General features: G+C 68.2%; 24 protein-coding genes. 10 read left to right on the forward strand and 14 right to left on the reverse strand.

Annotation, left to right across the window (positions count from 1 at the left end; all coding sequences use genetic code 11):
• Positions 1-80 precede the first annotated feature (80 nt).
• Positions 81-2,606 (reverse strand): polynucleotide kinase-phosphatase, encoded by a 2,526-nt coding sequence (locus EV646_RS05690; RefSeq protein WP_132144532.1) that lies wholly within the window; start codon positions 2,604-2,606, stop codon positions 81-83.
• Entirely contained in the window at positions 2,606-4,036 is a 1,431-nt protein-coding gene (locus tag EV646_RS05695) for a 3' terminal RNA ribose 2'-O-methyltransferase Hen1 (protein ID WP_132144534.1), read from the reverse strand. Before EV646_RS05695 ends, EV646_RS05690 begins: the two co-directional genes overlap by 1 nt.
• Positions 4,037-4,359: 323 nt before the next feature.
• Between EV646_RS05695 and EV646_RS39205 the strand changes: the two genes are divergently transcribed.
• Positions 4,360-4,686, forward strand: a complete 327-nt coding sequence (locus tag EV646_RS39205; RefSeq protein WP_199236792.1) for a hypothetical protein — start codon at positions 4,360-4,362, stop codon at positions 4,684-4,686.
• A gap of 41 nt (positions 4,687-4,727) precedes the next feature.
• Here EV646_RS39205 and folE read toward each other — a convergent pair whose 3' ends face one another.
• Positions 4,728-5,339: a GTP cyclohydrolase I FolE gene (gene folE, locus EV646_RS05710; RefSeq protein WP_132144536.1), complete on the reverse strand. Its 612-nt coding sequence runs from the start codon at positions 5,337-5,339 to the stop codon at positions 4,728-4,730.
• Between the two features lie 74 nt (positions 5,340-5,413).
• On the opposite strand from folE, the gene EV646_RS05715 reads away from it, so the two are divergent.
• Both EV646_RS05715 and ybaK read left to right on the forward strand, forming a co-directional pair.
• Entirely contained in the window at positions 5,414-6,073 is a 660-nt protein-coding gene (locus tag EV646_RS05715) for a helix-turn-helix transcriptional regulator (protein WP_132144538.1), read from the forward strand.
• Positions 6,074-6,082: 9 nt separating this feature from the next.
• On the forward strand, positions 6,083-6,571 hold the full coding sequence (ybaK, locus tag EV646_RS05720) for a Cys-tRNA(Pro) deacylase (RefSeq protein ID WP_132144540.1): 489 nt from the start codon (positions 6,083-6,085) through the stop codon (positions 6,569-6,571).
• A gap of 7 nt (positions 6,572-6,578) precedes the next feature.
• Here the strand turns inward: ybaK and EV646_RS05725 are convergent, their stop codons facing one another.
• The 3 genes from EV646_RS05725 to EV646_RS05735 are packed head-to-tail and all read right to left on the reverse strand — an operon-like array spanning position 6,579 to position 9,388.
• Positions 6,579-7,361 carry an ATP-binding cassette domain-containing protein gene (locus EV646_RS05725; RefSeq protein WP_132144542.1) on the reverse strand — a complete coding sequence of 261 codons (783 nt, stop codon included), beginning with the start codon at positions 7,359-7,361 and terminating at the stop codon, positions 6,579-6,581.
• The gene (locus EV646_RS05730; protein ID WP_132144544.1) at positions 7,358-8,353 is read right to left on the reverse strand and encodes an ABC transporter permease; all 996 of its coding nucleotides are present in this window, start codon (positions 8,351-8,353) and stop codon (positions 7,358-7,360) included. The genes EV646_RS05725 and EV646_RS05730 overlap by 4 nt, the downstream gene beginning before the upstream one ends.
• Before the next feature lie 6 nt (positions 8,354-8,359).
• The gene (locus EV646_RS05735; RefSeq protein ID WP_132144546.1) at positions 8,360-9,388 is read right to left on the reverse strand and encodes a substrate-binding domain-containing protein; all 1,029 of its coding nucleotides are present in this window, start codon (positions 9,386-9,388) and stop codon (positions 8,360-8,362) included.
• A gap of 133 nt (positions 9,389-9,521) precedes the next feature.
• On the opposite strand from EV646_RS05735, the gene EV646_RS05740 reads away from it, so the two are divergent.
• Both EV646_RS05740 and EV646_RS05745 read left to right on the forward strand, forming a co-directional pair.
• A complete protein-coding gene (locus EV646_RS05740) occupies positions 9,522-10,544 on the forward strand; it encodes a LacI family DNA-binding transcriptional regulator (RefSeq protein WP_132144548.1) in 1,023 nt (340 codons plus the stop codon).
• Positions 10,541-11,176: a nucleoside/nucleotide kinase family protein gene (locus EV646_RS05745; protein ID WP_132144550.1), complete on the forward strand. Its 636-nt coding sequence runs from the start codon at positions 10,541-10,543 to the stop codon at positions 11,174-11,176. The genes EV646_RS05740 and EV646_RS05745 overlap by 4 nt, the downstream gene beginning before the upstream one ends.
• Here the strand turns inward: EV646_RS05745 and EV646_RS05750 are convergent.
• From EV646_RS05750 to EV646_RS05765, 4 genes are all read right to left on the reverse strand, one after another.
• Positions 11,173-13,248, reverse strand: a complete 2,076-nt coding sequence (locus EV646_RS05750) for a phosphocholine-specific phospholipase C (protein WP_132144552.1) — start codon at positions 13,246-13,248, stop codon at positions 11,173-11,175. The two genes, EV646_RS05745 and EV646_RS05750, sit on opposite strands and share 4 nt — an antisense overlap.
• Positions 13,249-13,258: 10 nt before the next feature.
• Positions 13,259-15,265: a hypothetical protein gene (locus EV646_RS05755; RefSeq protein ID WP_132144554.1), complete on the reverse strand. Its 2,007-nt coding sequence runs from the start codon at positions 15,263-15,265 to the stop codon at positions 13,259-13,261.
• 138 nt (positions 15,266-15,403) lie between these two features.
• Positions 15,404-16,090 carry a hypothetical protein gene (locus EV646_RS05760; RefSeq protein WP_132144556.1) on the reverse strand — a complete coding sequence of 229 codons (687 nt, stop codon included), beginning with the start codon at positions 16,088-16,090 and terminating at the stop codon, positions 15,404-15,406.
• Positions 16,091-16,199: 109 nt separating this feature from the next.
• Positions 16,200-17,285: a 3-deoxy-7-phosphoheptulonate synthase gene (locus EV646_RS05765; protein WP_132144558.1), complete on the reverse strand. Its 1,086-nt coding sequence runs from the start codon at positions 17,283-17,285 to the stop codon at positions 16,200-16,202.
• 306 nt (positions 17,286-17,591) lie between these two features.
• Here EV646_RS05765 and EV646_RS05770 point away from each other — a divergent pair, with 306 nt between their 5' ends.
• The 5 genes from EV646_RS05770 (at position 17,592) to EV646_RS05790 (ending at position 19,770) form a co-directional block, all read left to right on the forward strand.
• Complete coding sequence (locus tag EV646_RS05770) at positions 17,592-17,930, forward strand: hypothetical protein (RefSeq protein ID WP_241995323.1); 339 nt, start codon at positions 17,592-17,594, stop codon at positions 17,928-17,930.
• Between the two features lie 9 nt (positions 17,931-17,939).
• Positions 17,940-18,488 carry a histidine phosphatase family protein gene (locus EV646_RS05775; RefSeq protein ID WP_132144562.1) on the forward strand — a complete coding sequence of 183 codons (549 nt, stop codon included), beginning with the start codon at positions 17,940-17,942 and terminating at the stop codon, positions 18,486-18,488.
• Positions 18,481-18,894 carry a fluoride efflux transporter CrcB gene (gene crcB / locus EV646_RS05780; protein ID WP_132144564.1) on the forward strand — a complete coding sequence of 138 codons (414 nt, stop codon included), beginning with the start codon at positions 18,481-18,483 and terminating at the stop codon, positions 18,892-18,894. The genes EV646_RS05775 and crcB (EV646_RS05780) overlap by 8 nt, the downstream gene beginning before the upstream one ends.
• On the forward strand, positions 18,873-19,253 hold the full coding sequence (gene crcB, locus EV646_RS05785; protein WP_338419242.1) for a fluoride efflux transporter CrcB: 381 nt from the start codon (positions 18,873-18,875) through the stop codon (positions 19,251-19,253). The genes crcB (EV646_RS05780) and crcB (EV646_RS05785) overlap by 22 nt, the downstream gene beginning before the upstream one ends.
• Before the next feature lie 223 nt (positions 19,254-19,476).
• Entirely contained in the window at positions 19,477-19,770 is a 294-nt protein-coding gene (locus tag EV646_RS05790; RefSeq protein ID WP_132144566.1) for a WhiB family transcriptional regulator, read from the forward strand.
• Between the two features lie 52 nt (positions 19,771-19,822).
• Here EV646_RS05790 and EV646_RS05795 read toward each other — a convergent pair whose 3' ends face one another.
• From EV646_RS05795 to EV646_RS05810, 4 genes are all read right to left on the reverse strand, one after another.
• On the reverse strand, positions 19,823-20,242 hold the full coding sequence (locus EV646_RS05795) for a PLD nuclease N-terminal domain-containing protein (RefSeq protein ID WP_132144568.1): 420 nt from the start codon (positions 20,240-20,242) through the stop codon (positions 19,823-19,825).
• Between the two features lie 71 nt (positions 20,243-20,313).
• Complete coding sequence (locus EV646_RS05800) at positions 20,314-21,204, reverse strand: ABC transporter permease (protein WP_132144570.1); 891 nt, start codon at positions 21,202-21,204, stop codon at positions 20,314-20,316.
• The gene (locus EV646_RS05805) at positions 21,191-21,985 is read right to left on the reverse strand and encodes an ABC transporter ATP-binding protein (protein ID WP_132144572.1); all 795 of its coding nucleotides are present in this window, start codon (positions 21,983-21,985) and stop codon (positions 21,191-21,193) included. Before EV646_RS05805 ends, EV646_RS05800 begins: the two co-directional genes overlap by 14 nt.
• A gap of 22 nt (positions 21,986-22,007) precedes the next feature.
• Positions 22,008-23,081 carry an ABC transporter substrate-binding protein gene (locus EV646_RS05810; RefSeq protein ID WP_132144574.1) on the reverse strand — a complete coding sequence of 358 codons (1,074 nt, stop codon included), beginning with the start codon at positions 23,079-23,081 and terminating at the stop codon, positions 22,008-22,010.
• Positions 23,082-23,102 lie beyond the last annotated feature (21 nt).

Here is a 23,102-nt window from a genome sequence, read left to right on the forward strand (position 1 = left end):
AGAGTGCCATTGCACTCCTTGCCAAGGGATTACGAACGACGTTTACACGCCGGATACATCTGACGGCGTCGTGGGCGGGGTCACAGCCGCGGGTCGACCGGCTCCGATTCCAGCGCGAGTACGGCAAAGACGCACTCGTGAATCCGCCACAGGGGCTCGCCGCGGGCGGCGCGCTCCAGCGCTTCCAGGCCGAGGGCGTACTCGCGCAGCGCCAGCGACCGTTTGTGGCCGAGGTTTCGGTCGCGGAGCCGGGAGAAGTTGGCCGGCTCGGTGTAGTCCGGGCCGTAGATGAGCCGCAGGTACTCCTGGCCGCGCACCTTCAATCCCGGCTGGGCGAGGCCCTTCGCCGTACGGGTCAGATTCGCGGCAGGCTTCACCACCATGCCCTCTCCCCCGGCAGCGGTGAGTTCCTCCCACCAAGTGACTCCGGCGTCCCAGTTGCCCGCGTCGACGACCAGCCGCCGCGTCACCTTCACCAGGTGCGGGTCGACGGCAACCATCTGGTCCAGCAGCTCGAAGTGCCACATGTGCGGCCGGTCGTGGTACGTCGCGCCCTCCGACGCGAGCACCTGGAACGGCGCCAACTGAACGCCGTCGATCCCAGCCGTCGGCCAGCAGTACCGCCGATAGGCCTCGGTGAACCGCGACGCGTTCGCCGTACGCCGCTGCATCCGCTCCAGTTGATCGCCCAGGTCGAGCCCCGCCGCGACCGCCGCCTCGAGAGCTGCGGTTGCCGCTGGCAACGACGTACGGGCGGCCGCGCCGACGGCGGCGTACTGGTTCCGGAGCAGGTCTTCGGCCTTGGCACTCCACGGTAGGAGTTCCGCGTCGAGGAGGACCCACGAGGTGTCGAGGTCGTCGAAGAGCCCCGAAGCCTTGGCGACGACGCGCAGCCGCTCCAGCAGTTCGTCCGTGAGCGGTCCGTCGAAGAAGGAGCGTCCGGTGCGCGTGTGGATCGCACCGCGGCCCGCCAGGCCGAAGCGCTTCTCGGCGACGTCGTCGTCACGCGTGAGCAGTACGACGGCGCGCGAGCCCATGTGCTTCTCCTCGCACACCAGCTCGGTCACACCTTGCACGCGGTAGGTCTCGAAGGCCTGCAACGGGTGCTCGAGGAGACCGGGTTCCTTCGAGGTGGCGACCGGGCTCATCGTCGGCGGCAGGTAGAGCAGGAAACGCGGGTCGATCGCGAACCGGCTCATCACCTCCAGCGCGGCCCCGGCCTGCTCCGCGCGGACGCTGAGCCGTCCGTGCGTCGAGGTCTCGATCACCCGGCGGCCGGTGACGTCGGTCAGCTCGAGTACATCGGGCTCGCGCGTCGGCGCGGTTGCCACGTGCAACGGTTTGGCCGGGGCGTAGTACTCCTCGGCCGCCTGGACCGAGACGAGCTCACGCTCCGGATAGCGCAGCGCGGTGAGTGAACCGCCGAAGACGCAGCCGGTGTCGAGGCAGATGGTGTTGTTGATCCACTCGGCTTCCGGCGTCGGCGTGTGGCCGTAGACAACCATTGCCCGGCCGCGGTATTCGTTCGCCCACGGGTAGCGAACCGGGAGGCCGAACTCGTCCGTCTCCCCCGTCGTTTCGCCGTACAGGCAGAAGGACCGGACCCGGCCGGAGGCACGGCCGTGCATCTTCTCGACCAGGCCGGCGTGCGAGACGACCAGCTTGCCGCCGTCGAAGACGTAGTGCGAGATCAGGCCGTCGATGAACTTCGCCACGGCTTCGCGGAACTCGGCCGGCTCGTCGGCCAGCTGCTCGAGCGTGGTCTCGAGGCCGTGGCTGACCTTCACGTTGCGGCCGTTGAGTGCCCTGAGCAACTTGTCCTCATGGTTGCCGGGAACACAGTAGGCGTGGCCTCCTGCAACCATCCCCATCACCAAGCGCAGCACCCCAGGCGTATCCGGACCGCGGTCGACCAGATCGCCGACGAACACCGCGCGCCGTGACGGGTGTACGGCGTCGACCGCCCGGCCGGCGCTGTCGCGAGTGAACGAGTAGCCGAGGTTGGTGAGGAGTTCCTCCAGCTCGGCGCGGCAGCCGTGGACGTCGCCGATGATGTCGAACGGGCCGGTCTGGTCGGTGAGGTCGTTGAACAGCTTCGTGCGTTCGATGCTGACGGCATCGATCTCTTCGACACTCGGCAACACATGGACGGTGCGGAAGCCCTCACGCTTGAGGCTGCGCAGGCCGCGTTTGAGCTGCGACCGCTGTCGCGTGATGACCTTGGCGCCGAACTGACGGTCCGGGCGTTGCTCGTTGCGCTCGACACACACCCGCTCGGGCGGATCGAGAACGATTGCCACCGGCAACACGTCGTGCGCCCGCGCCAGCGCGACGAGCTCCTTCCGCGCCTCCGGCTGGACATTCGTTGCGTCGATCACCGTCAGCCGCCCGGCAGCCAACCGCTTGGCCGCGATGAAGTTCAGTACCTCGAACGCGTCCTTCGAGGCTGCCTGGTCATTCTCGTCGTCGGACACCAACCCGCGGCAGAAGTCGCTGGAAATCACCTCCGTGCGTAGGAAGTGCTTCCGCGCAAACGTCGACTTCCCCGACCCACTCGCCCCAACCAGCACAACCAGAGAAAGACCTGGGATTTGGATCGAAGCCATCAGCGCGCCACCTCCCCCACAGCTTCCGCGCGACCGGCGGGGAGAACAAAGAGAGCGAGTTGGGTGGGTGATCCGACTACCGCATCCGATGGACCTACCGGTCTGAACTCCACCGTGTAGCCGTAGTCGCGTGCAACGCCAGTCGCCCACGCCTCGAATTCTGCGCGGGTCCACTCGAAGCGGTGGTCAGGGTGGCGGAAGTTCCTAGCCGGCAGAGACTCGAAGCGCACGTTGTATTCGCTGTTCGGAGTTGTCACCACAACCGCTCCAGGACGAGCAGCTTGGAAGACCGCCTTCGCCAGGGCCGGCAGGCGCGGCGGGTCGACGTGCTCGACGACCTCCATCAGTACGGCGGCGTCCAGCCCGGCCAACCGGTGGTCGGCGTACGTCACCGACGACTGCAAGAAACGCAACCGCTCCCGCTGGCGATCCGGCAGATCGTCGTAGTGCATCCGCCGCTTGGCCGCTATGAGCGCACGCGCCGACACGTCGGTCGCATAGATCTCGCCGATCATCGGATCCTTCAGCAGCTCACCCACCAGCGCGCCCTCACCGCAGCCGAGGTCGACGATCCGCCGCGCCCCGAGTTCCCGCAGTACGGCGGCAACCGTCGTACGGCGCTCGACAGCCAGCGACACCGGGCCTTCGGCGTCGTCCGGCACGTCCTCCGGCTCGGTCAGCCCATCGGCCTCAGCGAGGCGTTCGAGCGCGGAATCGGCGAGATAGCGGCGGTGGGCGAGGTAGCGGTGAGAGATCAGATCCTTCTCCGGATGCGCTCCAAGCCAGCCCTCGCCGGCCCTGACGAGCTTGTCCACCTCGTCGGACCCGACCCAGTAGTGCTTGGCGTCGTCCAGCACCGGGAGCATCACATACAAATGATTGAGTGCATCCGCCAGCCGCAGTACGCCGGTCAGCCGCAGATCGACGTACCGGGAATCACCCCAGGCCGGGATCTCCGGATCGAGCGGCACCGGGCGCGCGTCGACGGTCCAGCCGAGTGGTGTGAACATGCGCTCGGCAAGCTCCGCGCCGCCACTGCACGGAAGTGCGGGAACGTGAATCTCCAGCGGGAGCTGCGACGCCGCCAATGAAGGACGGGCGTCGCAGCGGCCGTGCATCGCCGTACGGAAGAGTTTGCCGAGTGCGACCGCGAGCAGGCTGGAGGCGGCATACGGGCGGTCGTTGACGTACTGCCCGAGGGTGAAGCCTTCCGGTGCTTTGCCGCGACCGGAGCGGACGAGCGCGATCGGGTCGATCTCGAGCAGCACGGCCGCCGTACAACGCTCGTTGGTCGCTTCCGGGTAAAAGACCTGCGCCGTACCACCGGTGATCTCGAGGCTCTGCGGTCGCGCCGGGTTCTTGTGCAACAGGAATCCGAAATCCGTTGCCGGTGCGAGCTGGGCCAGATCGGTGGAAAGCGTCAGGAACACTTCCGTATTCGACCATGCCGCCCTGCCACTCCGGCACTCAATTTGCCCGGAGTCGAGCGAGCAAAGGCTTTCGAAGGTTGAGACACGCTGGCGGACCACTGGCGTGTCGCCCGGTTTGGTTCTAGCTTGTTTTGCAGAAGATGAGTCGCTACAGACCGTCCTTCCCCGCTGACAGTCGGTATTGTCCCCGGTTTGTGGCGAGCGCCCACCCACGCCGACCACGGGGAAAGGACCATGGCAGCTCCCTCAGGCCAACGAAGTACGTCGCACTCCGGCAGACCCTCGGGTCTCGCACCATCGAGGCAACGGTGCGGGGTCCGCCGGTGAAGCCTCAAACATTCGAACTCGTTCGCTACACCGACATTTCCGGGGTCTCCGGAACCGGCATCGTCGCCGAAGGATGTGTGTTCACCGACGGATCGGTCGCACTGCGCTGGCACGGCGCGAACCCGTCCACCGCCGTCTGGCCGGACCTCGAATCCATCCTCGCCGTCCACGGCCACTGCGGCGCCACCGTCGTCCGCTGGCTCGACGTCTCCGAGATGGAGCCGGTCCCCGGCACCGACCTCCTCCCCGGCGAACTGACCCACATCCTCGCCACCGGCCGCCGCACCCACCACAACCACCCACCGGCGGTGGCCACAGCCTGAACTCCGCGCGCCGGCCCGGTCCGAGTCGGGCCGACAGCGGACTACGGCGTGAGCCCGGTCAGGGCGAAGAACTCCTGGCGAGAGCTCGGGTTGTCGCGCAGTACACCCTGCAGCGACGACGTGACGGTTCGCGAGCCGGCCGCGCGTACGCCGCGCATGGACATGCACTGGTGTTCGGCTTCGATGACGACACCGACGCCCTTCGGGGCCAGGCGGTCCTGGAGCCAGTCGGCGACCTGCTTGGTCAGCCGCTCCTGCACCTGGAAGTCACGGGCGAACAACTCGACCACCCGCGCCAGCTTCGACAGCCCGAGGATCCGCTCGCCCGGCAGATACCCGACGTGCGCCACCCCGTGGAACGGCAGCAGGTGGTGCTCGCACAGCGACTGCACCGGGATGTCCTTGGCAAGCACGAGTTCGTCGTACCCCTCGTCGTTCGGGAACGTCGTCAGCTCGAACTCCCGCGGCGTCAGCATCTCGGCGTACGCGTGCGCCACCCGGCGTGGGGTGTCCGCCAGATGCGCGCTGCGTGGATCCCGCCCGAGCGCGACCAGCAGATCGGCGACCGCTCGCTGAGCGGCGGGGAGATCGATCTCCGCGCGTCCGGCGACGATGTGGAGGGGGACGGACTCGAGATCAGCCGAAATCGCCATGCACACTCCCTGATGGATCAACGAACTGCCATCATAGCTCTTTGATCAACCCGAGTTGGCGATAGAATCATCCTGTGGACAGGTCCTGGGACGCACAGGTTCAGGCGGTCGCCGCACTCGAGGAACCGACGCGGCGCCGTCTCTACGAGTACGTCGTCAGCCGGCCGGCGCCGGTCAGCCGGGACGAGGCGGCCGCCGCGCTGGGCATTCCGCGAACGACGGCCGCGTTCCACCTGGACAGGCTGACCGAGGAGCGCTTGCTCGCCACCTGCTTCGAGCGCCGAACCGGCCGAACCGGTCCGGGCGCCGGCCGGCCCGCGAAGCTCTACCACCGCTCGGACCGTGAGATCGAGATCTCCCTTCCCGAGCGTCAGTACGCCGTCGCGAGCCGGCTCTTGGCCGCAGGGATCGCCGACGCGGAGGCATCGGGCGGATCGCCACGCGAGGCGGTGAACCGCCGGGCCCGGGAGTACGGCGAGTCACTCGGCCGGGCGGCGGGCGACGCTCCCCTGACCCAGATCCTCGCCGACCACGGCTTCGAACCCCGCCCGGACAAGGACGGCATCGCGCTCGCCAACTGCCCGTTCCAGCGCATCGCCAAGGAACAGCCACAGTTGGTCTGCGGCATGAACCTGCACCTGCTGGCCGGGCTCGTCAGCACCCTCGAGATCCCGTACGAAGCCCGCCTCGCCCCGACCCCAGGCAACTGCTGCGTCCGCCTCGTGCCGGTCTAAGCTCAGCGGGTGGCGAAGAGCAAGCAGAGCCAGGGCACCCCGGCGACCGTCGCGTTGACCAAGGCGAAGGTCGAGTTCAGCACCCACGCGTACGACCACGACCCGAACGCCAAGTCGTACGGGCTGGAGGCCGCGGAGGCGCTCGGCCTGGCCGTGGAGCAGGTGTTCAAGACGCTGCTGGTCGAGGTCGACGGCAAACTGACCGTCGGCGTCGTACCGGTGGACAAGCAGCTTGATCTGAAGGCGATCGCGGCCGCGGCCGGCGGGAAGAAGGCGGTGATGGCCGACCCGGCCGCCGCCGAACGCACCACCGGGTACGTCGTCGGCGGCATCAGCCCGATCGGCCAGAAGCGCGCCCTGCCCACCGTCGTCGACGCCACCGCGACCGACCACGCCACCGTCTACGTCTCCGGCGGCCGCCGCGGCCTCGACATCGGCCTCTCCCCCGCCGACCTCATCACCATCACCAAAGCCCGTACGGCGCCGATCGCCCGCTGACCAAGCATCACTCCTCGAGTGCCTCGACCGGGATCTCCTCCGCGCCGGTGATGAACGACACCACGTCGCTCATCGACACCTTCTGCGGGTTTACCACCCCGGCCCGACGGCCGAGCCGGTGGACATGGATCCGGTCGGACACCTCGAACACCGCCGGCATGTCATGCGAGATCAGTACGACGGGCAGGCCGCGATTGCTGATCCGCTTGATCAACTCGAGCACATGCGCGGTCTCGCGGACACCGAGCGCCGCGGTCGGCTCGTCCATGATCACGACCTTGCTGCCGAACATCGCTGCCCGGGCCACCGCGACGGCTTGCCGCTGACCACCGGACAGGCTCTCCACCGGCTGGGTGATGTCCTGGATCGTGGCGATGCCCAGCGCGTCCAACTGGTTGCGCGCTTCCTTGCGCATCGCCTTGCGGTCCAGCATCCGGAGCTTGCCGAGCAGACCATCCCGCCGGATCTCCCGGCCGAGGAACAGGTTGGTCGTGATGTCCAGCGCGGGCGCCACGGCCAGCGTCTGGTACACCGTCTCGATGCCGTTGTTCCGGGCGTCGAGCGGCGAATGGAATCGCACCGGCTTCCCGTCCAGCTCGACGGTTCCCGCATCCGGCTGGAGCGCACCGGTGAGCGCCTTGATCAGGCTGGACTTGCCGGCTCCGTTGTCGCCGACAATGGCCAGTACCTCACCTGGATAGAGGTCGAAGTCGGCACCGTTGATCGCAGTGACGTGGCCGTACCGCTTGACCAGGCCGCGAGCGGTGAGCATAGCTGTTCGGGTGCTCATCGGCTCCTCCTCCGGGTGGCCTGGTCGAACGCGACCGCGGCGATCACCAGTACGCCGGTGGCGAGGTTCTGGTAGTTGGAATCGATTCCCATCTGGGTCAGACCACTGCGCAGTACGGCGACGATCAGCGCGCCGACCACCGTGCCGACGACTCCACCACGGCCGCCGAACAGGCTGGTGCCCCCGATGACCACGGCGGTGATGCTGTCCAGGTTGCCGGTCTGGTACGCGTTCGGGTCTGCGGTCGGCGTACGACCCAAAGCCATCCAGGCGGCGAAGCCGTAGATGATGCCCGCGACGGCGTACACGCTGATCAGGGTGCGGTCGATGTGGATACCGGTCAGCCGGGCCGCCTCCGGTTCGTTGCCGACGGCATACACATGCCGGCCCCAGCCGGTCTTCGCGAGTACGAACCAGGTCGCCGCGAACAGCACCGCGGCAACCACCATGCCCAACGTGAACTGGACCCGGCCGAACAGGTAGAGCGACGTACCGAGCCAGGTCAGCAGTCCGTCCGGCACCGGCCAGGTGGTGCCCTTGCTGTAGAGGTTCGTCACCGCTGTCATCACCGCGAGCATGCCCAGGGTGACGATGAACGGTGGCAACTTGATCCGGCTCACCAGGAGACCGGACAGCGTCGCCACCGCGGCGCAGGCGACGATCGAGAGGATCAGCGCGAACGGTCCGGGCAGTTCCCCAGTGACGAGCCGGGTCATCAGCAGCGTGCCGAAGACGGCGATCGCGGCGTTCGCCAGGTCGATACCGCTGGTCAGGATCACCAGGGTCTGACCGAGCGCCAGCGTGCCGACGACGATCGACTGCTGGACGATGAACGAGAAGTTGTCGATGTTCGCGAAGGTGTCCGTCGCCAGCGAGAAGAAGACGATCGCGACGAGCAGGGCGGCGGTCGGGCCGAGCACCGGGTTGCGGGCGAACATCACCCGCAACGCGTCGCCCCGGCCGCCCTCAGCGGTGGTCGTTGCCGTAGCCATCGAAGATCAGCCCCAGCAGTTCTTCGCGCCCCAGGCGGTGTCTTGCGACGCCAGGCCCGCGACAGGCTTGTCGGTGATCAGCGTGGCACCGGTGTCGATGAAGCCCGACGGCTTCTTGCCGGTCTTGGCGTAGTCGAAGACAGCCTTCACGCCGTCCTCGGCCATCTTCTTCGGGAACTGCATCACCGTGCCCACGAACAGGCCGTCCTTCACGTTCTGCACGCCCTGGCAGCCGCCGTCGATCGCGCCGACCAGCACCTTGTCGTTCAGGCCCTTCTCCTTCAGCGCCTGGTACGCACCCCGCGCGGCCGGCTCGTTGATGTTGTAGACCGCGTTGACCTGGCCGCCGACCCGCTGGAGCAGGTTCTCCATCGCCTGCTGGGCCTTGGTCTGGTCGCCTTGGGTGAGCGCACTGCCGATGACGGCGGGCGTCTTCAGCGGCAGCCCCATGCCTTCGAGGAAACCGTTGTGCCGCTGCACACCGACGGTCGCGCTCGGGTCGAGATCCATCATCACCAGCTTCGGCTGGGTGTCGCCGAGCCGCGCCTTCACGTACTGCCCGATCAGCTTGCCGGCCGTCTCGTTGTTCGTCGCGTACGTCGCGGTGACCGCGTCGGCCGGGTCGGTCGCGGTGTCGAGCGCGATCACGATGATGCCCTTGTCCTGCGCCTGCTTGATGGCGCCGAGCACACCGGCCGAGTTGCTCGGGGTGATCAGGATGCCCTTGACGCCTTGCTGGACGAGGTTCTCGATCGCGGTGACCTGGCCCTCGTTGTCACCGTCGAACTTGCCGGCCAGCGCGATCAACTGGCCGCCCTGCGCCTCGGCGGCGGCCTTCGCGGACTCGCGCAGCTTGACGAAGTACGGGTTGGTCTCGGTCTTGGTGACCAGTCCGACCTTGACCGGGCCGGAAGTGTCCGAGCTCGAACCCGGCCCCGACGTCTTCTCGGTCGTACACGCGCTGAGCGCCACCGTGCCGGCGCACACGAGTGCGGTCAGGACGGCGGCGGACCGCCGGATTCCGGTGGGCTTCATCAGAGCACCTCCTGCTGGGGTTCCGGCGACCGGGCGGTCACGCGGTGCAGCACAACCTAGGACCGCTCAGATGAGCAGGGAACCGTTTGCGCAAAAGATTGCGCCGTTGTTTCGGAGCGAGGACGATGCCCGCATGGCCGGTCCGCGTCGAGGTGCACGGCTGGTCGACGTGGCGAAGCTGGCCGAAGTGTCGATCAGCACCGTTTCCCATGTCCTGAACGGCACCCGGTACGTCGCTCCGGAGACCCGGGAGCGGGTCCGGAACGCGCTCGAGGCGCTGGACTACGCCCCGCCCGCGCCGATGGTGTCGAAGCGATCCGGCCGCGCGCTCGGGCTGGCCATCACCGGCGCCTCGAACCCGTACTTCGGCGACCTGATCGCCGGCGTGGAGTCGGAGGCGAGCCGGGCCGGGTTCGCTCTGCTGCTCTGCGATACGCACGACGACACCCAGCTCGAGGCGAGCGCTGTCGCCACGCTGCTCGCCCACAACGTCGAAGCCGTGATCATCGCGCCGACGCCGGGCTGGAAGGAGACGACCCTGCCGGTCTTGCGCAAACACGAGACGCCGTTCGTGCTGGTCGACCGGATGAGCGACGTCCGCGCCGACCAGGTCGGGACCGAGAACGAGTCGGTGGCCGCCGCGCTGGTCGACCATCTGATCGAGATCGGGCACCGCCGCATCGGCATGCTGGCCGGCCTCGCCGGTTTGTCCACCACCGACGAGCGACGGCAGGGCTACCGGCGTGCGCACGAGGCCGCCGGAGTCCCCATCGACGAAGAGCTGGTGGTCGACGCGCATTCGACCGTCGCCGGCGGCCGCGCCGGGGTCCTCTCGCTACTGCACCAGCCGGAGCCGCCAACCGCGATCTTCTGCGGCAACAACGCGATGACCATCGGCGCGTTGCTGGCACTCAAGGAGACCCGGCGGCGGATCCCCGAGGACATCGCGCTGGTGACGTTCGACGACTTCGAATGGGCAAGCGCGATGTCGCCGGCACTCACCGCGGCGGCTCAGCCGTTCCATGCGATGGGCGCCCGAGCGGTCCAGCTCCTGCTGCGCCGATTGGCCGATCCGTTCGCGCCGCGCCGGATCGAGCGACTGCCGGCCGAGATCGAGCATCGCGAGAGCTGCGGCTGCCAAAGGCCTCCCGCATGAGCATCCAGCACCTTGATGAGTCGACCGCCCATGCCCGGGCGGTCGATCTCGTACGGCGTGAACGGCGGTCGCTGCTCGGTATCGCCGGACCTCCCGGCGCCGGCAAGTCGACGTACGCCGAACGACTGGTCCGCGACCTCGTGGCCGAAGGTCATCCGGTGGCACTCGTGCCGATGGACGGTTTCCACCTGGCCCATGCGGCGCTGGATGAGCTCGAGCTCGTGCCGGTGAAGGGTGCACCGCAGACGTTCGACGTCGATGGGTACGTCGCTCTGCTCGAGCGGCTGCGGACGCCGTACGGGCGGACAATCTGGGCACCGCGGTTCGACCGGGGCATCGACGAACCGATCGCCGCCGCGCTGCCGATCGACGACGAGATCCGGCTGGTGGTGACCGAAGGCAACTACTTGCTGCTCGATCAGGGGCCTTGGGCAACGATCCGTGCGTTGCTGGACGAATGCTGGTTCCTCGAGCTCGATCCGTTCGTACGACGGGAACGCCTGACCGAACGGCACGTCCGGCACGGTCGCAGCGCCTCCGAAGCACAGGCGCGGACGACGGGCAGCGACGAGACGAATGCCCGCCTCATCAACTCCACCCGCGCCCGCGCCGACGCCGTACTTCGGCTCTAGCCGGTGACGCTCGGCTTGCCGGTCTCGAGGTGGCCGGTCAGGCGACGCCGGTACGACGTGTCCTCGGCCGTGGTGACCTCGACGTCGTACCAGCCCTGGTTCGTCGGCCACGGCAGCGCGCGCGTCTGCTTGCCACGCAGCTCGACCGGGACCGTCCTGCTGCCGTAGCCGCGCGCCTTCACCTTCAGGGTCAACGGCTTGGCCGACAGGTTCACCAGTTCCAGGATGAGAGCGTCGCCGTGCTGCTGCGCCCGTACGTCGAGACCGGCCGCCGCGCCGTCGGCCGAGCCGGCCAGCTCGGCCCAGAACCGGTTCGGCCCTTGTACGGCGAGCTCGTACGGCCCGGCGACCGCGATCGCCTGCGAGTGCTCCCGCCGTACGTCGACATGCGCGGGCGCCGGCAGTTCACCGCCGTACGGGTAGATCGCGAAGTGCGCTGTCTCGGCACCAGCGTTGCTCAAGGCCAGCATCAACTTGCCTTCAGCAACAAAGCCCGAAACGGACGGCCGGTAAGGCAACGCGCGGGCCGGCCGGTGACCCGGCTCCTGCTGCGGCACGGCCTGGTCAGCCGGCGGAGTCGGCTTCCAGCGCGCGATCGGCGCAGGCACCGGACCGGGCGCGTCCACCGACGGCTGCTTGTACGTGCGATCGAAGTCGAACGCCGAGGTGAGGTCGCCGCACGCGGTCCGCCGCCAGTCGCTGATGTTCGGCTCGCGGACACCCGTCCAGCGCTCGAGGAACCGGATCACCGAGGTGTGGTCGAACACCTGCGAGTTCACGTGCCCACCGACCGACCAGGGCGAGACCACGGTCATCGGTACGCGCGGTCCGAGGCCGATCGGCCGACCCGCGTACCAGTCGTCGCCCTCACCCGAGCTCGGCCGCGGCGCGACCGGCGGCGGGACGTGGTCGAAGTAGCCGTCGTTCTCGTCGAAGTTGATCAACAGCACGGTCTTCGACCAGGTGTCCGGGTCAGAGGCGATCGCGTCGAGCAGGTCGTAGACGAGGTTCGCGCTGCCCACCGGAGTGGACGAGCCGGGGTGCTCGGAGTCGACCGCGGACGGCACCAGCCAGCTGACCTGCGGGAGCTTGCCCGCCTTGATGTCGGCGCGCAGCCGCGGGATCAGCGACTCCGGCTCCGACCGGTACATCGCCTGGTAGAAGAGCTTCTGGTCCTTCGCGGGCTGCTTGGCGACCGCGGCCTCGAGCTCCTTCAGCGCCGACGCCTGCTCGGCCGGCGTCTTCGCGAAGAGCTTGTCGTAGAACTCCTCGGTGGTGCGGTAACCGCCCGGAACGCCGGCCAGGATCCGGTGCCCGAGTTCCTTGAAGGTGGTGAAGTACTCGACCGCGTTGTCGGTGAAGTTGTCCCACTCCTGGTAGATCTGCCAGGAGACCCCGGCCTGCTCCAGCCGTTCCGGGTACGACGTCCAGTCGTAGCCCCGGTGGTCGTAGGAGTAAGCCGCGTTCGTCACCGCGCGTTGCGTCGTACCGGGCTCGTAGCCCGTCGTACCGGACCAGAGGTAGTTGCGGTTCGGGTTGGTCGAGCCGTTGACGGAGCAGTGGTAGGCGTCGCAGATGGTGAAGGTCTCGGCGAGCTCGTACTGCAGCGGGATGTCGCGGCGCTCGTAGTGGGTCATCGTTGCCGCGGTCTTGGCCTGCACCCAGTCGTCGTTCCAGCCGTTGCCCCAGGCTTGGGTGGCGTCGCTGAAGCCGTGCGGCAGGGCGCCGAGGTACTGGATGTCGTCCGGTTGCCGGCCGGCCGCGGCGGCGGCTTCACGGATCGAGAACGGCAGCACCTCTCCCCCACCGGTCTTCGGCTGGTGGAAGATGCTCTTGCCGTTCCGGAGCCGCAGCGGCTGCCGGTCGCCGTACCCACGGACACCGCGGAGCGTCCCGTAGTAGTGGTCGAACGAACGGTTCTCCTGCATCAGCACGATGACGTGCTCGACCGCCCGCAGACCACCACGCCTCACCGGTTGCGCCATCGCCGTGTGCAACGACGGCGGAAGCAGCGACGCCGCCACTCCACCTGCCGCCGAGCCGAGCACCAGACGCCGAGAGATCTCAGTCATGCCCGGGACACTAGGTCGGCCCTGTAGCCACTGCACGGCGAGAAAGTGAACAAGCGGCGGTCGATCGCAAGAGGAGGGCGAGCGCCCAGTCTTGGTCGTTGGCGAGCGGGTCGGCGCGGTACGCCGGTCTGCCGTCGACGCAGCTGGGCAGGAGGAAGGCGCAGGTCGCATCGCCGGCGGGGCTGAAGTCGACCAGGTTGGCCGCGAAGATCGCGTCGGCGGCGCGCTGGTTCTCCTCGGTCTTCAGCTCCTCGGGAAGCTGCCGCAGGGCGATCGCGGTCAGGACGCTCCAGTAGTGCGGGAAGGTGTCGCCCCACTGCCGGTCGATGCCGAACCAGTAACCGTCCCAGTGCCGGATGCCGACGTCGCGAAGCCGGACGTGCGGCTGCGGTCCGCCGAAGGCCCGAAGCCAGCCGAGCGAAGTGCGTAGCGCGGCGAGCACGCGCTCGTCGGGCCTCAGCTCGTAGCCGGTCGCGAGGAGGCTCACCAGCGGCGCGACCATGGACTGCTCGTACTTGACCTCGTGCGCCGGCAGATCGGTGCCGCGGTCAACGAATCGGCGGGTGTGACCGATCAATGCCTCGCGCAACGAATCTGCACGAGCCGCGTCGCCGCGATGCTGCAGCGCTGTCGCGGTCGCGACGACTGCCTCCGGATGCCCGATCGAGAGATGGTCGGCAACCCCGAGGGCATAGCTGGATTCGAGGAGTGTCGCGGCCAGCTCGAGATCGGCGACGTCGCCGTACAACTCGAACTGGTCGACGAAGAAGTGCGCCAGCCACGGGGTGTTGTAGAGCCGGAGGGGCTCGTTGCCGGGCCGGCTGCTGCGGCGGATCGAACCGTCGGCCTGGATCAACCGCTCGCGGGCGAAGCGGGCGAACCCGAGCAGCGCGTCGTCGATCGCCGCTGCGTCGCCCCAGTTCTGCAACCGGGCTTGCTGAAGCAGGACGGCCATGCCCACGCGCTCGGCGCCGTCGGACCAGTCCGCCCAGGCGTTCTCAGTCTGACGCAGGCCGGTGCGGGTGTCGACCGGGAGAAACGCGAATCGTTCCGGCTCGGGCCGCTCGACCGGCCGGTGCTCGTTGAGAATCCGCTCGACGCGGGCCTCGACAAGGTCGCGCGTCGGCGCCAGGTGGGCAACCGCCGTACGACTTCGCCTTCCGTCGCGTTCGAGCTCGACGTACTTGACACCATGAGTTTCTCCGCCGGCGGCGACCATCCGCGTTCCTTCGGCAAGCTCCACGGGTACGGCGGAACCGAGCGGCGCGGTCAGGTCCGGGAACTCTGCCGGTGCGTCGGTTGCGGCGAGGAAGGCTTCGCGGCTGTCGTACCAGCCGAGTTCCCACGTCAGCGTGTAGCTCGCGCCGGGTGCGAGGGTCAGGATCGGCTGGCCGCCGAACGCTTCCGGGTTCCGGGCGTGATCGGTGGGGTGGACGACGATGTGGCCACGGTTGTCCGACGACGTGTGCGTGTTGCGGGACTCGATCGAGTACGCCCACAGGTCGCCCTCGCGCACGATCACCCCGAGCAGCGGCGGGGTCGCCGACATCGGCTCGGCCAGGATCCACGACCACGCTCCGCCGGTGAAGATGTGCGCGTGACAACTCCGCGCCAGCGACGACACAGCCGCGTCGTACACGTCGCGGATCGGCACATTGACCGCGAGGCTGGTCAGCTGGGCCTCGGCTTCGCCGACGTTGGTCCAGGTGTACGACTCGGTGAAGCGCTCACCGGCCACCCGTCGTACGACGGTCAGGTCGAGCTCGGGCCGCGGACGGTGCCGGACGGTCACGCCGTCGTCGCGCCAGTCGATATCGCTCGCCGCCTGCCAACGACCGGCGCCTTCCGGCGTGATCACAAACCCGGTGCCCCAGTAGTGATCGGGTCCATGCCAGGCCGCCGCCGCCTCGTCGAGCAGATAGATCCGCCCGGGATCCGCGGCGTGCTCGAACGAGATCGGCCCACCGTCAGGCCCGAGCAGCACCCGGCCACCCCCGAACTCAAAAGCTCGCCTCACCTGCATGCCCATCCTCGTCGATACGTGTCGTCACCACCCCGGACAATGCGGAGAGCCTAACGTCCGGTACGAGGGTCCAGCGCGGCAAAGGCCCCCAGCCGCCGAAGCGATGGCTGGGGGCCTTTCGTGCGTTGCGGACTAGCCGACGTTCGCGCAGGTCAGGAACGGCTGCACGGTAATCTCGTTCGGTGCGTTGTTGGTCAGCGCAACGGTCCACGAGGTCGCGGTCGAGACACCCTCGACCTCCGCGAGGTCGCTCGGGTAGCTGCCGTTCATGACGACGTTCTTGGCGTCGCTCTTGGCACCCGAGTCCCACTTCAGCCCGCCGGACAAAGCCTTCTTGCCGTCCGGGCAGGTGAGCTCGATCTCGGAGAACCCGGTCGGAACGACCTTGGTCGGTGCATTCACCGAGAGGCCCGCCACGCCGTCCGTACCCGCCGCACCGGCCTCACCCTTCGCCCCGGCGGGGCCTTCCGGACCAGCCGGCCCGGCCGGTCCCTGCGGGCCGCCGACCTTGTTGAGCTTCTCCCGCACGGTAGGGCTGAGCTTGTTCTCGCTCACGATGTTGTCGTTGAGTGCCTTGGTCCACACAGTGTTCTCAGCCGGCGTGCGGAGGATCTTCTCCACCGGGTCCGCGATCTGGGTCTGCCACACGCAACCGGTGCAGCTGAGCGCGGTCGCCGTGGTCGTATCAGCAGCGTCGGCCGACGCACCGAACCCGATCCCGCCCACGGCGAGCCCGGTCGCGATGATGCCGGCAGCAGCAAGCTTTCCCCGACCGGCAACGAGACCGCCGAGCTTGCCGAACGTGCCCTTGTTGTTCACGTATTTCCCCTCCGGAAATGACGCCGGGGGCGCATCCCCCAGGCCGGTCGCGAACGCTAGCAGGGCGCCGTGATTCCTGTATAGATCGGAACTCAGAGGCACCAGCCGGTCACGCTCTGTTCCGGCGCTCCAGCGCCGCATCGCGGAGGTTCTCGAGCACCGACTCGGTCGTTTCCCAGCTCATGCAGGCGTCGGTGATCGACTGGCCGTAGGTGAGCTCGCGCGTCGGGTCCAGGTCCTGGCGGCCCTCGACCAGGAACGACTCCAGCATCACGCCGACGATCGCTGGGTTGCCGGCCGCCACCTGTTGGCCGATCTCCGCGGCGACCACCGGCTGACGGCGGTGATCCTTCCGGCTGTTCCCGTGACTCGCGTCGATGACGGCCCGCTCCGGCAGCGCCGCCTTCCGCAGCTGCTCGGTCGCGCCCGCCACGGACTCCGCGTCGTAGTTCGGTCCGGTGTCGGAGCCACGCAGTACGAGGTGGCAGTCCGGATTGCCCCGGGTGTGCAGGATCGCGGGCGCGCCGTCGTGGTCGATACCGGTGAACACGTGCGGCACCGACGCAGCCTTGATCGCGTCGACCGCCGTACCGATGCTGCCGTCCGGGCGGTTCTTCATCCCGATCGGCATCGACAAACCGGACGACAGCTGGCGGTGCACCTGGCTCTCGACCGTACGCGCGCCGATCGCGCCCCAGCCGACGGTGTCGGCGATGTACTGCGGGGTGATCGGGTCGAGGAACTCACAGCCAACCGGGAGCCCGAGCTCGAGGACCTGCAGCAGCAACTGCCGCGCCGTCCGCAGACCACGGTTGACGTCGCCCGATCCATCCAGGCCGGGGTCGTTGATCAGGCCCTTCCAGCCGAGCGTCGAGCGCGGCTTCTCGAAGTACACCCGCATCACGACGAGGAGACCGTCGGAGAGTCGTTCGGCGACCGGTCGGAGGCGTTCGGCGTACTCCAGGGCCGCCTCGGCGTCATGGACCGAGCACGGCCCGACGACGACCATCAGGCGGTCGTCGACGCCGTTCAGTACGTCGGCCACCGCCTGACGGCCGGCGATCACGCTCTGGACGAGTTCGTCGCCGAGCGGCAGCTCGTCGTGCAACGCCATCGGGGTGATCAGCGGGACGGTCTTCTCGATCCGCCGGTCGACGACCGCGGGCTGACTGGCCTGGTGCTTGAGGGTGTTCACTGCTGGGACCTTTCCGCCGGATGTCCGCGGAAGACCCGAGGCAGCGCCGGCTGGGAACGAGAAAAGGCAAGGACGGATGTCCTTGCCTTCGAGCCGGCTCTGGTGTCTTCGGTGGGCGTCAGCAGGCGGCTGAGTCGCCCGGCACCAAGGCCGGCCACTCAAAAAATCGCCAATAGCTGCGCTTCACGAGGTGAAGCGTAGCACCCGTCCGGAACCGGTGGTGCGGGTGAGGTTTCTGTAACCGTCGTACGGCGTGCGTCGTTGAGGGCTGCAACGGCGCACACGACGATGAGGAGTGCTAGCAGGGTGAGGCAATCACCGAGGACCTTCGAACTGGTGCGTTATCACGACCTCAGTGGTGTCTCCGGCACCGGCGTGGTCGCCGAGGGGTGCGTGTTCAGCGACGGCTCGGTGGCGTTGCGCTGGCGCGGTGACAATCCCGCGACGGCGGTCTGGCCCGACATCGACTCGGTGCTCGCCGTCCACGGTCATCAAGGTGCTACCGAGGTGCGCTGGATCGAGCAGCGGACGACCGACCTGTTCAGTGAGCTGCACCAGGTCCGCCCACCCACGTCGATCGCCGATCCGTCCGCCCTCCCCGGCAGCCACGCCCGTGGCTGGGCGGGCGCGCGCCATCTCCGGTAGAACTCTCCCGTGACGCAGATCTACCTGGTCCGGCATGGGGAGCCGGACTACGAACCGGTCGACACCCGGGGATGGCCCGGGATGGCGGCCGACTCCGCCCCACTGACCGCTGTCGGCGCGAAGCAAGCCCAAGAGCTCGCGGACATCCTCAGCGGCGTCATGGCGACGTACATCGTCAGCTCGCCCTTCACGCGGGCCTTGCAGAGCGCCGCGATCATCGGTCACCGGCTGGCCCTCGGCGTGCGGGTCGACTACGACCTGCGCGACTGGCTGCCGGACCACACCGGGCTCTGGCGCGGCGTGGCCGACGTACGGGCCGCACAGGCGGAGTTCGAGGCCTACGGCGGTGAGTGGCCCAACGGGATCCAACGACCCTGGGAGCCGCTGTCGCGGGTCCGGGAGCGGGCCCGCGCGGCACTCGGCCGGCACACGGCGAGCACGGACGGACCGGTGCTCGCGATCACGCATGCGACGGTGATTCGCGCACTGACCGGCGAGACGGGTACGGCGCACGGATCGCACGAGTACTACCGCTACGATCCAGCGGACGATGTCTGACGGTGGATTGCCCCACAGGAGTGAGCGGAGCGAACTCATCCAACTGCAGAGCCTCGGTGTTGTGGCGCTTGGTGGAGTGATCGGCTCGCTGGCCCGCTACGGGCTTGCTGAGGCGTTCCCGCATGGGTCAGGTCAGTTTCCCTGGGCAACCTTCGCCACGAACGTCCTCGGGTGTTTCCTGATCGGTGTGCTGTTGGCTCGGTTGACCCCGAGGTCGCATCCGTTGCTGCGGCCGTTCCTCGGCACCGGGATCCTCGGCGGGTTCACGACGTTCTCGACGTTTGCCGTCGACACCGAAAAGCTGCTGCACGAGCACGTGATCGTTGCCCTGGTCTACTTCTTCGGCACGCTCGCGGCCGCGTTGCTGGCGGCGACGCTTGGCGAGTGGACTGGTCCGAAGCGATGAGCGTCCTGCTGGTGGCGCTCGGCGCGGCCGTCGGAGCTCCGCTGCGGTTCCTGGTCGACAAGCACATGGTGGATCGTTTGTTGCGCTCGACAAGGTTGAGCTCGCCGTTGCCTTGGGGAACCTTCGCCGTCAACGTCCTCGGCAGCTTCGTGCTCGGGCTCCTGACCGGTGTCACCGATCAGACGGTGACGCTGCTCGTCGGGGTCGGCTTCTGTGGCGCGTTCACGACGTACAGCACCTTCGCCGCCGAGACGACCGCGCTGGCCGCGTCCGGCCGACGCGCGGCCGCTTTGCTGAACGTCGTCCTCAACCTCGGGGTGGGGTTACTCGCCGCCATCGTGGGCGCCGTACTCGCTTAGTGACTCAAGTCACATTCAGTGATCACCTGACCACGCTCACCGCATGACGAACGCTTGATCACGCCCTGCGACAGCCCGCCTTTGGCGCTGAAATGGCACTGCTCGGGCTCCGCCGATAACAAAAGGACCGAAGTTCGAGACAACAAGGGTTGAACTCGGTGGGAGTTGAGCATAGTTTTCACCGAGCGCCCGTCCGCGCTCACGGTGAGTCAAGGAGGTTGCCATGTCGAGAGGGATGCCTCGCCTGCCCCGCCCGCTCATGGATCTGTGGGACTGGCAGTCACAAGCTGCGTGCCGCGATGTCAACCCGGAGCTGTTCTTCTCTCCCGAATCCGAGCGGGGCGTCCGCAAACGCGCGCGCGAGATGGTAGCCAAGTCGCTCTGCGGCACCTGCCCGGTCCAGCCGGAGTGCAGGCAGCACGCGATCTCCGTCGGCGAACCGTACGGCGTCTGGGGCGGCACCACGGAGTCCGAACGGGACAACACCCTCCTGCCCGAGCACCGAAAGTCGGCGTGACACTGCTCCAACCGGCAATCGGATCAAGCAACGATCGGTAAGGCCTGCGAAGTCAGGCCTTACCGTCGTCGGTCTCCGAGGACGTCTCGGAGTCGGTGTCCGGTGCCTTGGGCTTGCCGTCGGACTCGTCGGCCGGCTCAGGCTCCGGGTCGGGCTTGGGCGTCTCGGGTGGCTTCACCGTCGTGCGTGGGTCGCGATAGCGGTCCAGCGAGGCCAGGAAGTCCGGGTCGTCGTCCGGCGCGACCGGGCGCGCGCTCGGCTTCGGCGGCCGTACGACGGACTCCCGGCGCGCGAGCTGCATCCGGTACGTGATCAACCAGACGATCGGCCCGACGAACGGGACGAACACGATCAGGACGATCCACACCAGCTTCGGCAGATGCGGCACGTCCTCGTCGGGCGTCTGGATGCAGGAGAACAGCGCGTAGACGCTGAGCACCAGGCTGATCAGGAACGGCAGAAATCGAACCACGCTCCAACAGTACGGCGCCGGACCGAACGCATCGCCGCACCGGCCCGCAAGGTGGCGAAGCCGTAACCGGATCAGCGGGCGGTGACGGTCAGCCCACGCGCTTTCAGCACCGAGTTCTCCAGCGGCCGGAAGACCAGCAGCTCGATTCCGACGCCGACGACGAAGATCAGCAGGATGCCGGCGAACACCATCGAGATGTCCGACAGCGACATCCCGTTGTGCAAGTACTGGCCGAGTCCTTCACCGAGCTCGGGCGAGGTCGCGATCAGCTCCGCGGCCATCAGCGACCGCCACGAGAACGCCCAGCCCTGCTTGAGCCCGCCGAGAAATCCCGGCAGCGCGGCCGGCAGCAGGATGTACCGGATGCCGCCCAGCCGGCCGGCGCCGAGCGCCTTCCCGACCCGCGGCAGGATCGGCGGCACCTGGTCCAGACCGGACACCAGCCCGTTCGCGATCGACGGTACGGCGCCCAGCAGCACGACCCAGTAGATCGCCCGGTCGTTCAGACCGAACCACAGGATCGCGGCCGGCACCCACGCCACCGACGGCAGGCTCTGCAGACCGGACACCAGTGGCCCGATCCCCCGTCGTACGACGGAGCTGTTCGCGATCGCCAGGCCGAGCGGCACCGCGATCAGCAACGAGATCGCAAACCCGATCACGGCTCGGTGCACCGACACCCAGAACAACTCGAGGATCTCCCCCGACGTGACCAGCTGCCAGACCTGACCCCAGACAGCGGACGGCGCCGGCAACTTGAACTCCGGCCAGAACGCGGCCGCCCAGAGCGCCTGCCACACTGCCACCAGCAGCGCGATCGCGACCACGGGCGGCAGCACCCGGCCGGCGATCCGGCGGGCCCGGGAGCCCTCGGATGCGTTGACCGGAGTGTCGAGCGCGTCGAGGCCTGCCTCCACCGACCCTGCGTCGTACAGGTCGTCCTGCAGGTCAGGCTGCGGCATGACTGCTGATCACCTTCCGCAGCGCGGCGTTGATCTCGTCGACCGCACCCACCTCGGCCGATCCGGACAGGCCGTCGACGTCCCACTGCCGTACGACGCGGCCCGGCCGCGAAGAGAGCAGTACGACGCGCTGCCCGAGCCGGACGGCTTCGCGGACGTCGTGCGTGACGAACAGGATCGCCGTACCGGTCGCACGCCAGATCCGGAGCAGCTCGCCCTGCAGGACGTCCCGGGTGATCGCGTCCAGCGCCGAGAAGGGCTCGTCCATCAGCAGCAGGGACGGCTTGCCCGCGTTCGCGCCGGTGTTGTCATCGGTGGACGCGAGCGCCCGCGCCAGCGCGACCCGCTGCCGCATACCACCGGACAACTCGTGCGGCCGCTTGTCGCCCAGCCCACCGAGCCTGACCAGTTCCAGCAGTTCGGCAGCCTTCGCCCGCCGCTCAGCCTTCGGTACGCCCGCCATCCGCAACGGCAACTCGACGTTGCCGGCAGCTGTCAGCCACGGCATCAGCGCGGCTTCCTGGAACACGACCGCCGGCCGCGACGAGTGCAGCTCGATCCGTCCGGCGGTCGGCTTGTCGAGGCCGGCCACCAGATTCAGCAGCGTCGTCTTCCCGCAACCGGACGCACCGAGCAGGCAGACGAACTCACCTGCCGCGACGTCGAGGTCGACCTGCTCCAGCGCGACGACCGCATTGCGGCCATGCCCGAATGCCTTCCCGACCTGATGGAACTGCACAGGTCGCACCACGGTCTGCTCAACCTCGACTGTCGCGGTCATGGTCTGCCTCCTCGCCTACGGGTTACTTCGTGTCCAGACCGGCGGCATCGACGGTCGGCTTCCCTGCCTTGGTCAGTACGTCGTTCAGCGGGCCGAGGTCGGCGAAACCGGCCACGTTCGGCGCCGTCTTGGCGATGCCCGCGGTGACCTGGTCCTTGGCCAGCTGCGGGAACGTCGACGCGATCGGGTCCGCGGTGATCTGGATGTTGGCGAACGCCCGGTCGATCACGGCCGGCTTCAGCGCCTTGCCGGTCAGCTCCTTCAGCTGCGCGTTCACCTCGGTCTTCGCGGCGGCCTGGTCGGTGTTCGCGAAGTCGATCGCGGCGACCAGGCCGGTCAGCAGCGCCTTCACCGTCTCCGGGTGCTCCTGCAGGAACTGGGTCCGCACGATCAGCACGGTGGTCGGGAACTTGCCGTCCGGCCAGAGGGTCTTCTCGTCGAGCAAGACCTTGGCGCCGGCGTCAAGGACCAGTCGCGACGACCAGGGCTCGGGCAGCCAGGCCGCGTCCACGTCACCCTTCTTGAACGCGTCCAGGGTCTGCGCGTTCTCCAGGTTGGTCACCTTGACCTTGCCGGTCAGATTCTTCTCGGCCAGCCACTTCTTCAGCGAGACATCCTGGGTGTTGCCGAGTTGCGGCGTGACGACGGTCTTGCCGATCAGGTCCTCGGGCTTGGTGATGGTCGGCTTCACCACGAGCTGCGCACCGCCGGAGGTGGCACCGGCGATCAACCGGACGGCCTCACCGTTGGACTTCGCGTAGGCGTTGATCGCAGGACCGGAGCCGATGAACGACGCGTCCAGCGAGCCGCCGAGCAGCGCACCGACGGCCTCGGGGCCGGCATTGAACTTGGTCGGCACCAGCTTGGTGCTGCCGAGCTCCTTCGTGAACAGGCCCTTGTCCAGGCCGACGAGCGCGGCCGCGTGGGTGACGTTCGGGAAGTAGCCGAGCCGCAGCTCGGTGGCCGGGCCCTTGTCGCTCGAGGCGGCCGGCGTGTCGTTGCCCTCCGCCCGCGAGCAGCCGGCAACAGCGGCCACCAGGGACAGCACCGCGGCGGAGGCGGCGAAGAGGCGGCGGGCGGAACGAATTCTGGACATGCTCAGAAAACCTTTGAGGTA

Source organism: Kribbella antiqua (assembly GCF_004345665.1).
GTDB lineage: Bacteria > Actinomycetota > Actinomycetes > Propionibacteriales > Kribbellaceae > Kribbella > Kribbella antiqua.

What these genes read in the sequence shown, in the direction of transcription:
- EV646_RS05690 (WP_132144532.1), bottom strand. Translation starts at nt 2,606, where the DNA reads ATGGCTTCGATCCAAATCCCAGGTCTTTCTCTGGTTGTGCTGGTTGGG.
- folE (WP_132144536.1), bottom strand. Translation starts at nt 5,339, where the DNA reads ATGGCGATTTCGGCTGATCTCGAGTCCGTCCCCCTCCACATCGTCGCC.
- EV646_RS05725 (WP_132144542.1), bottom strand. Translation starts at nt 7,361, where the DNA reads ATGAGCACCCGAACAGCTATGCTCACCGCTCGCGGCCTGGTCAAGCGG.
- EV646_RS05730 (WP_132144544.1), bottom strand. Translation starts at nt 8,353, where the DNA reads ATGGCTACGGCAACGACCACCGCTGAGGGCGGCCGGGGCGACGCGTTG.
- EV646_RS05735 (WP_132144546.1), bottom strand. Translation starts at nt 9,388, where the DNA reads ATGAAGCCCACCGGAATCCGGCGGTCCGCCGCCGTCCTGACCGCACTC.
- EV646_RS05740 (WP_132144548.1), top strand. Translation starts at nt 9,522, where the DNA reads ATGGCCGGTCCGCGTCGAGGTGCACGGCTGGTCGACGTGGCGAAGCTG.
- EV646_RS05745 (WP_132144550.1), top strand. Translation starts at nt 10,541, where the DNA reads ATGAGCATCCAGCACCTTGATGAGTCGACCGCCCATGCCCGGGCGGTC.
- EV646_RS05750 (WP_132144552.1), bottom strand. Translation starts at nt 13,248, where the DNA reads ATGACTGAGATCTCTCGGCGTCTGGTGCTCGGCTCGGCGGCAGGTGGA.
- crcB (WP_132144564.1), top strand. Translation starts at nt 18,481, where the DNA reads ATGTCTGACGGTGGATTGCCCCACAGGAGTGAGCGGAGCGAACTCATC.
- EV646_RS05790 (WP_132144566.1), top strand. Translation starts at nt 19,477, where the DNA reads ATGTCGAGAGGGATGCCTCGCCTGCCCCGCCCGCTCATGGATCTGTGG.
- EV646_RS05800 (WP_132144570.1), bottom strand. Translation starts at nt 21,204, where the DNA reads ATGCCGCAGCCTGACCTGCAGGACGACCTGTACGACGCAGGGTCGGTG.
- EV646_RS05805 (WP_132144572.1), bottom strand. Translation starts at nt 21,985, where the DNA reads ATGACCGCGACAGTCGAGGTTGAGCAGACCGTGGTGCGACCTGTGCAG.
- EV646_RS05810 (WP_132144574.1), bottom strand. Translation starts at nt 23,081, where the DNA reads ATGTCCAGAATTCGTTCCGCCCGCCGCCTCTTCGCCGCCTCCGCCGCG.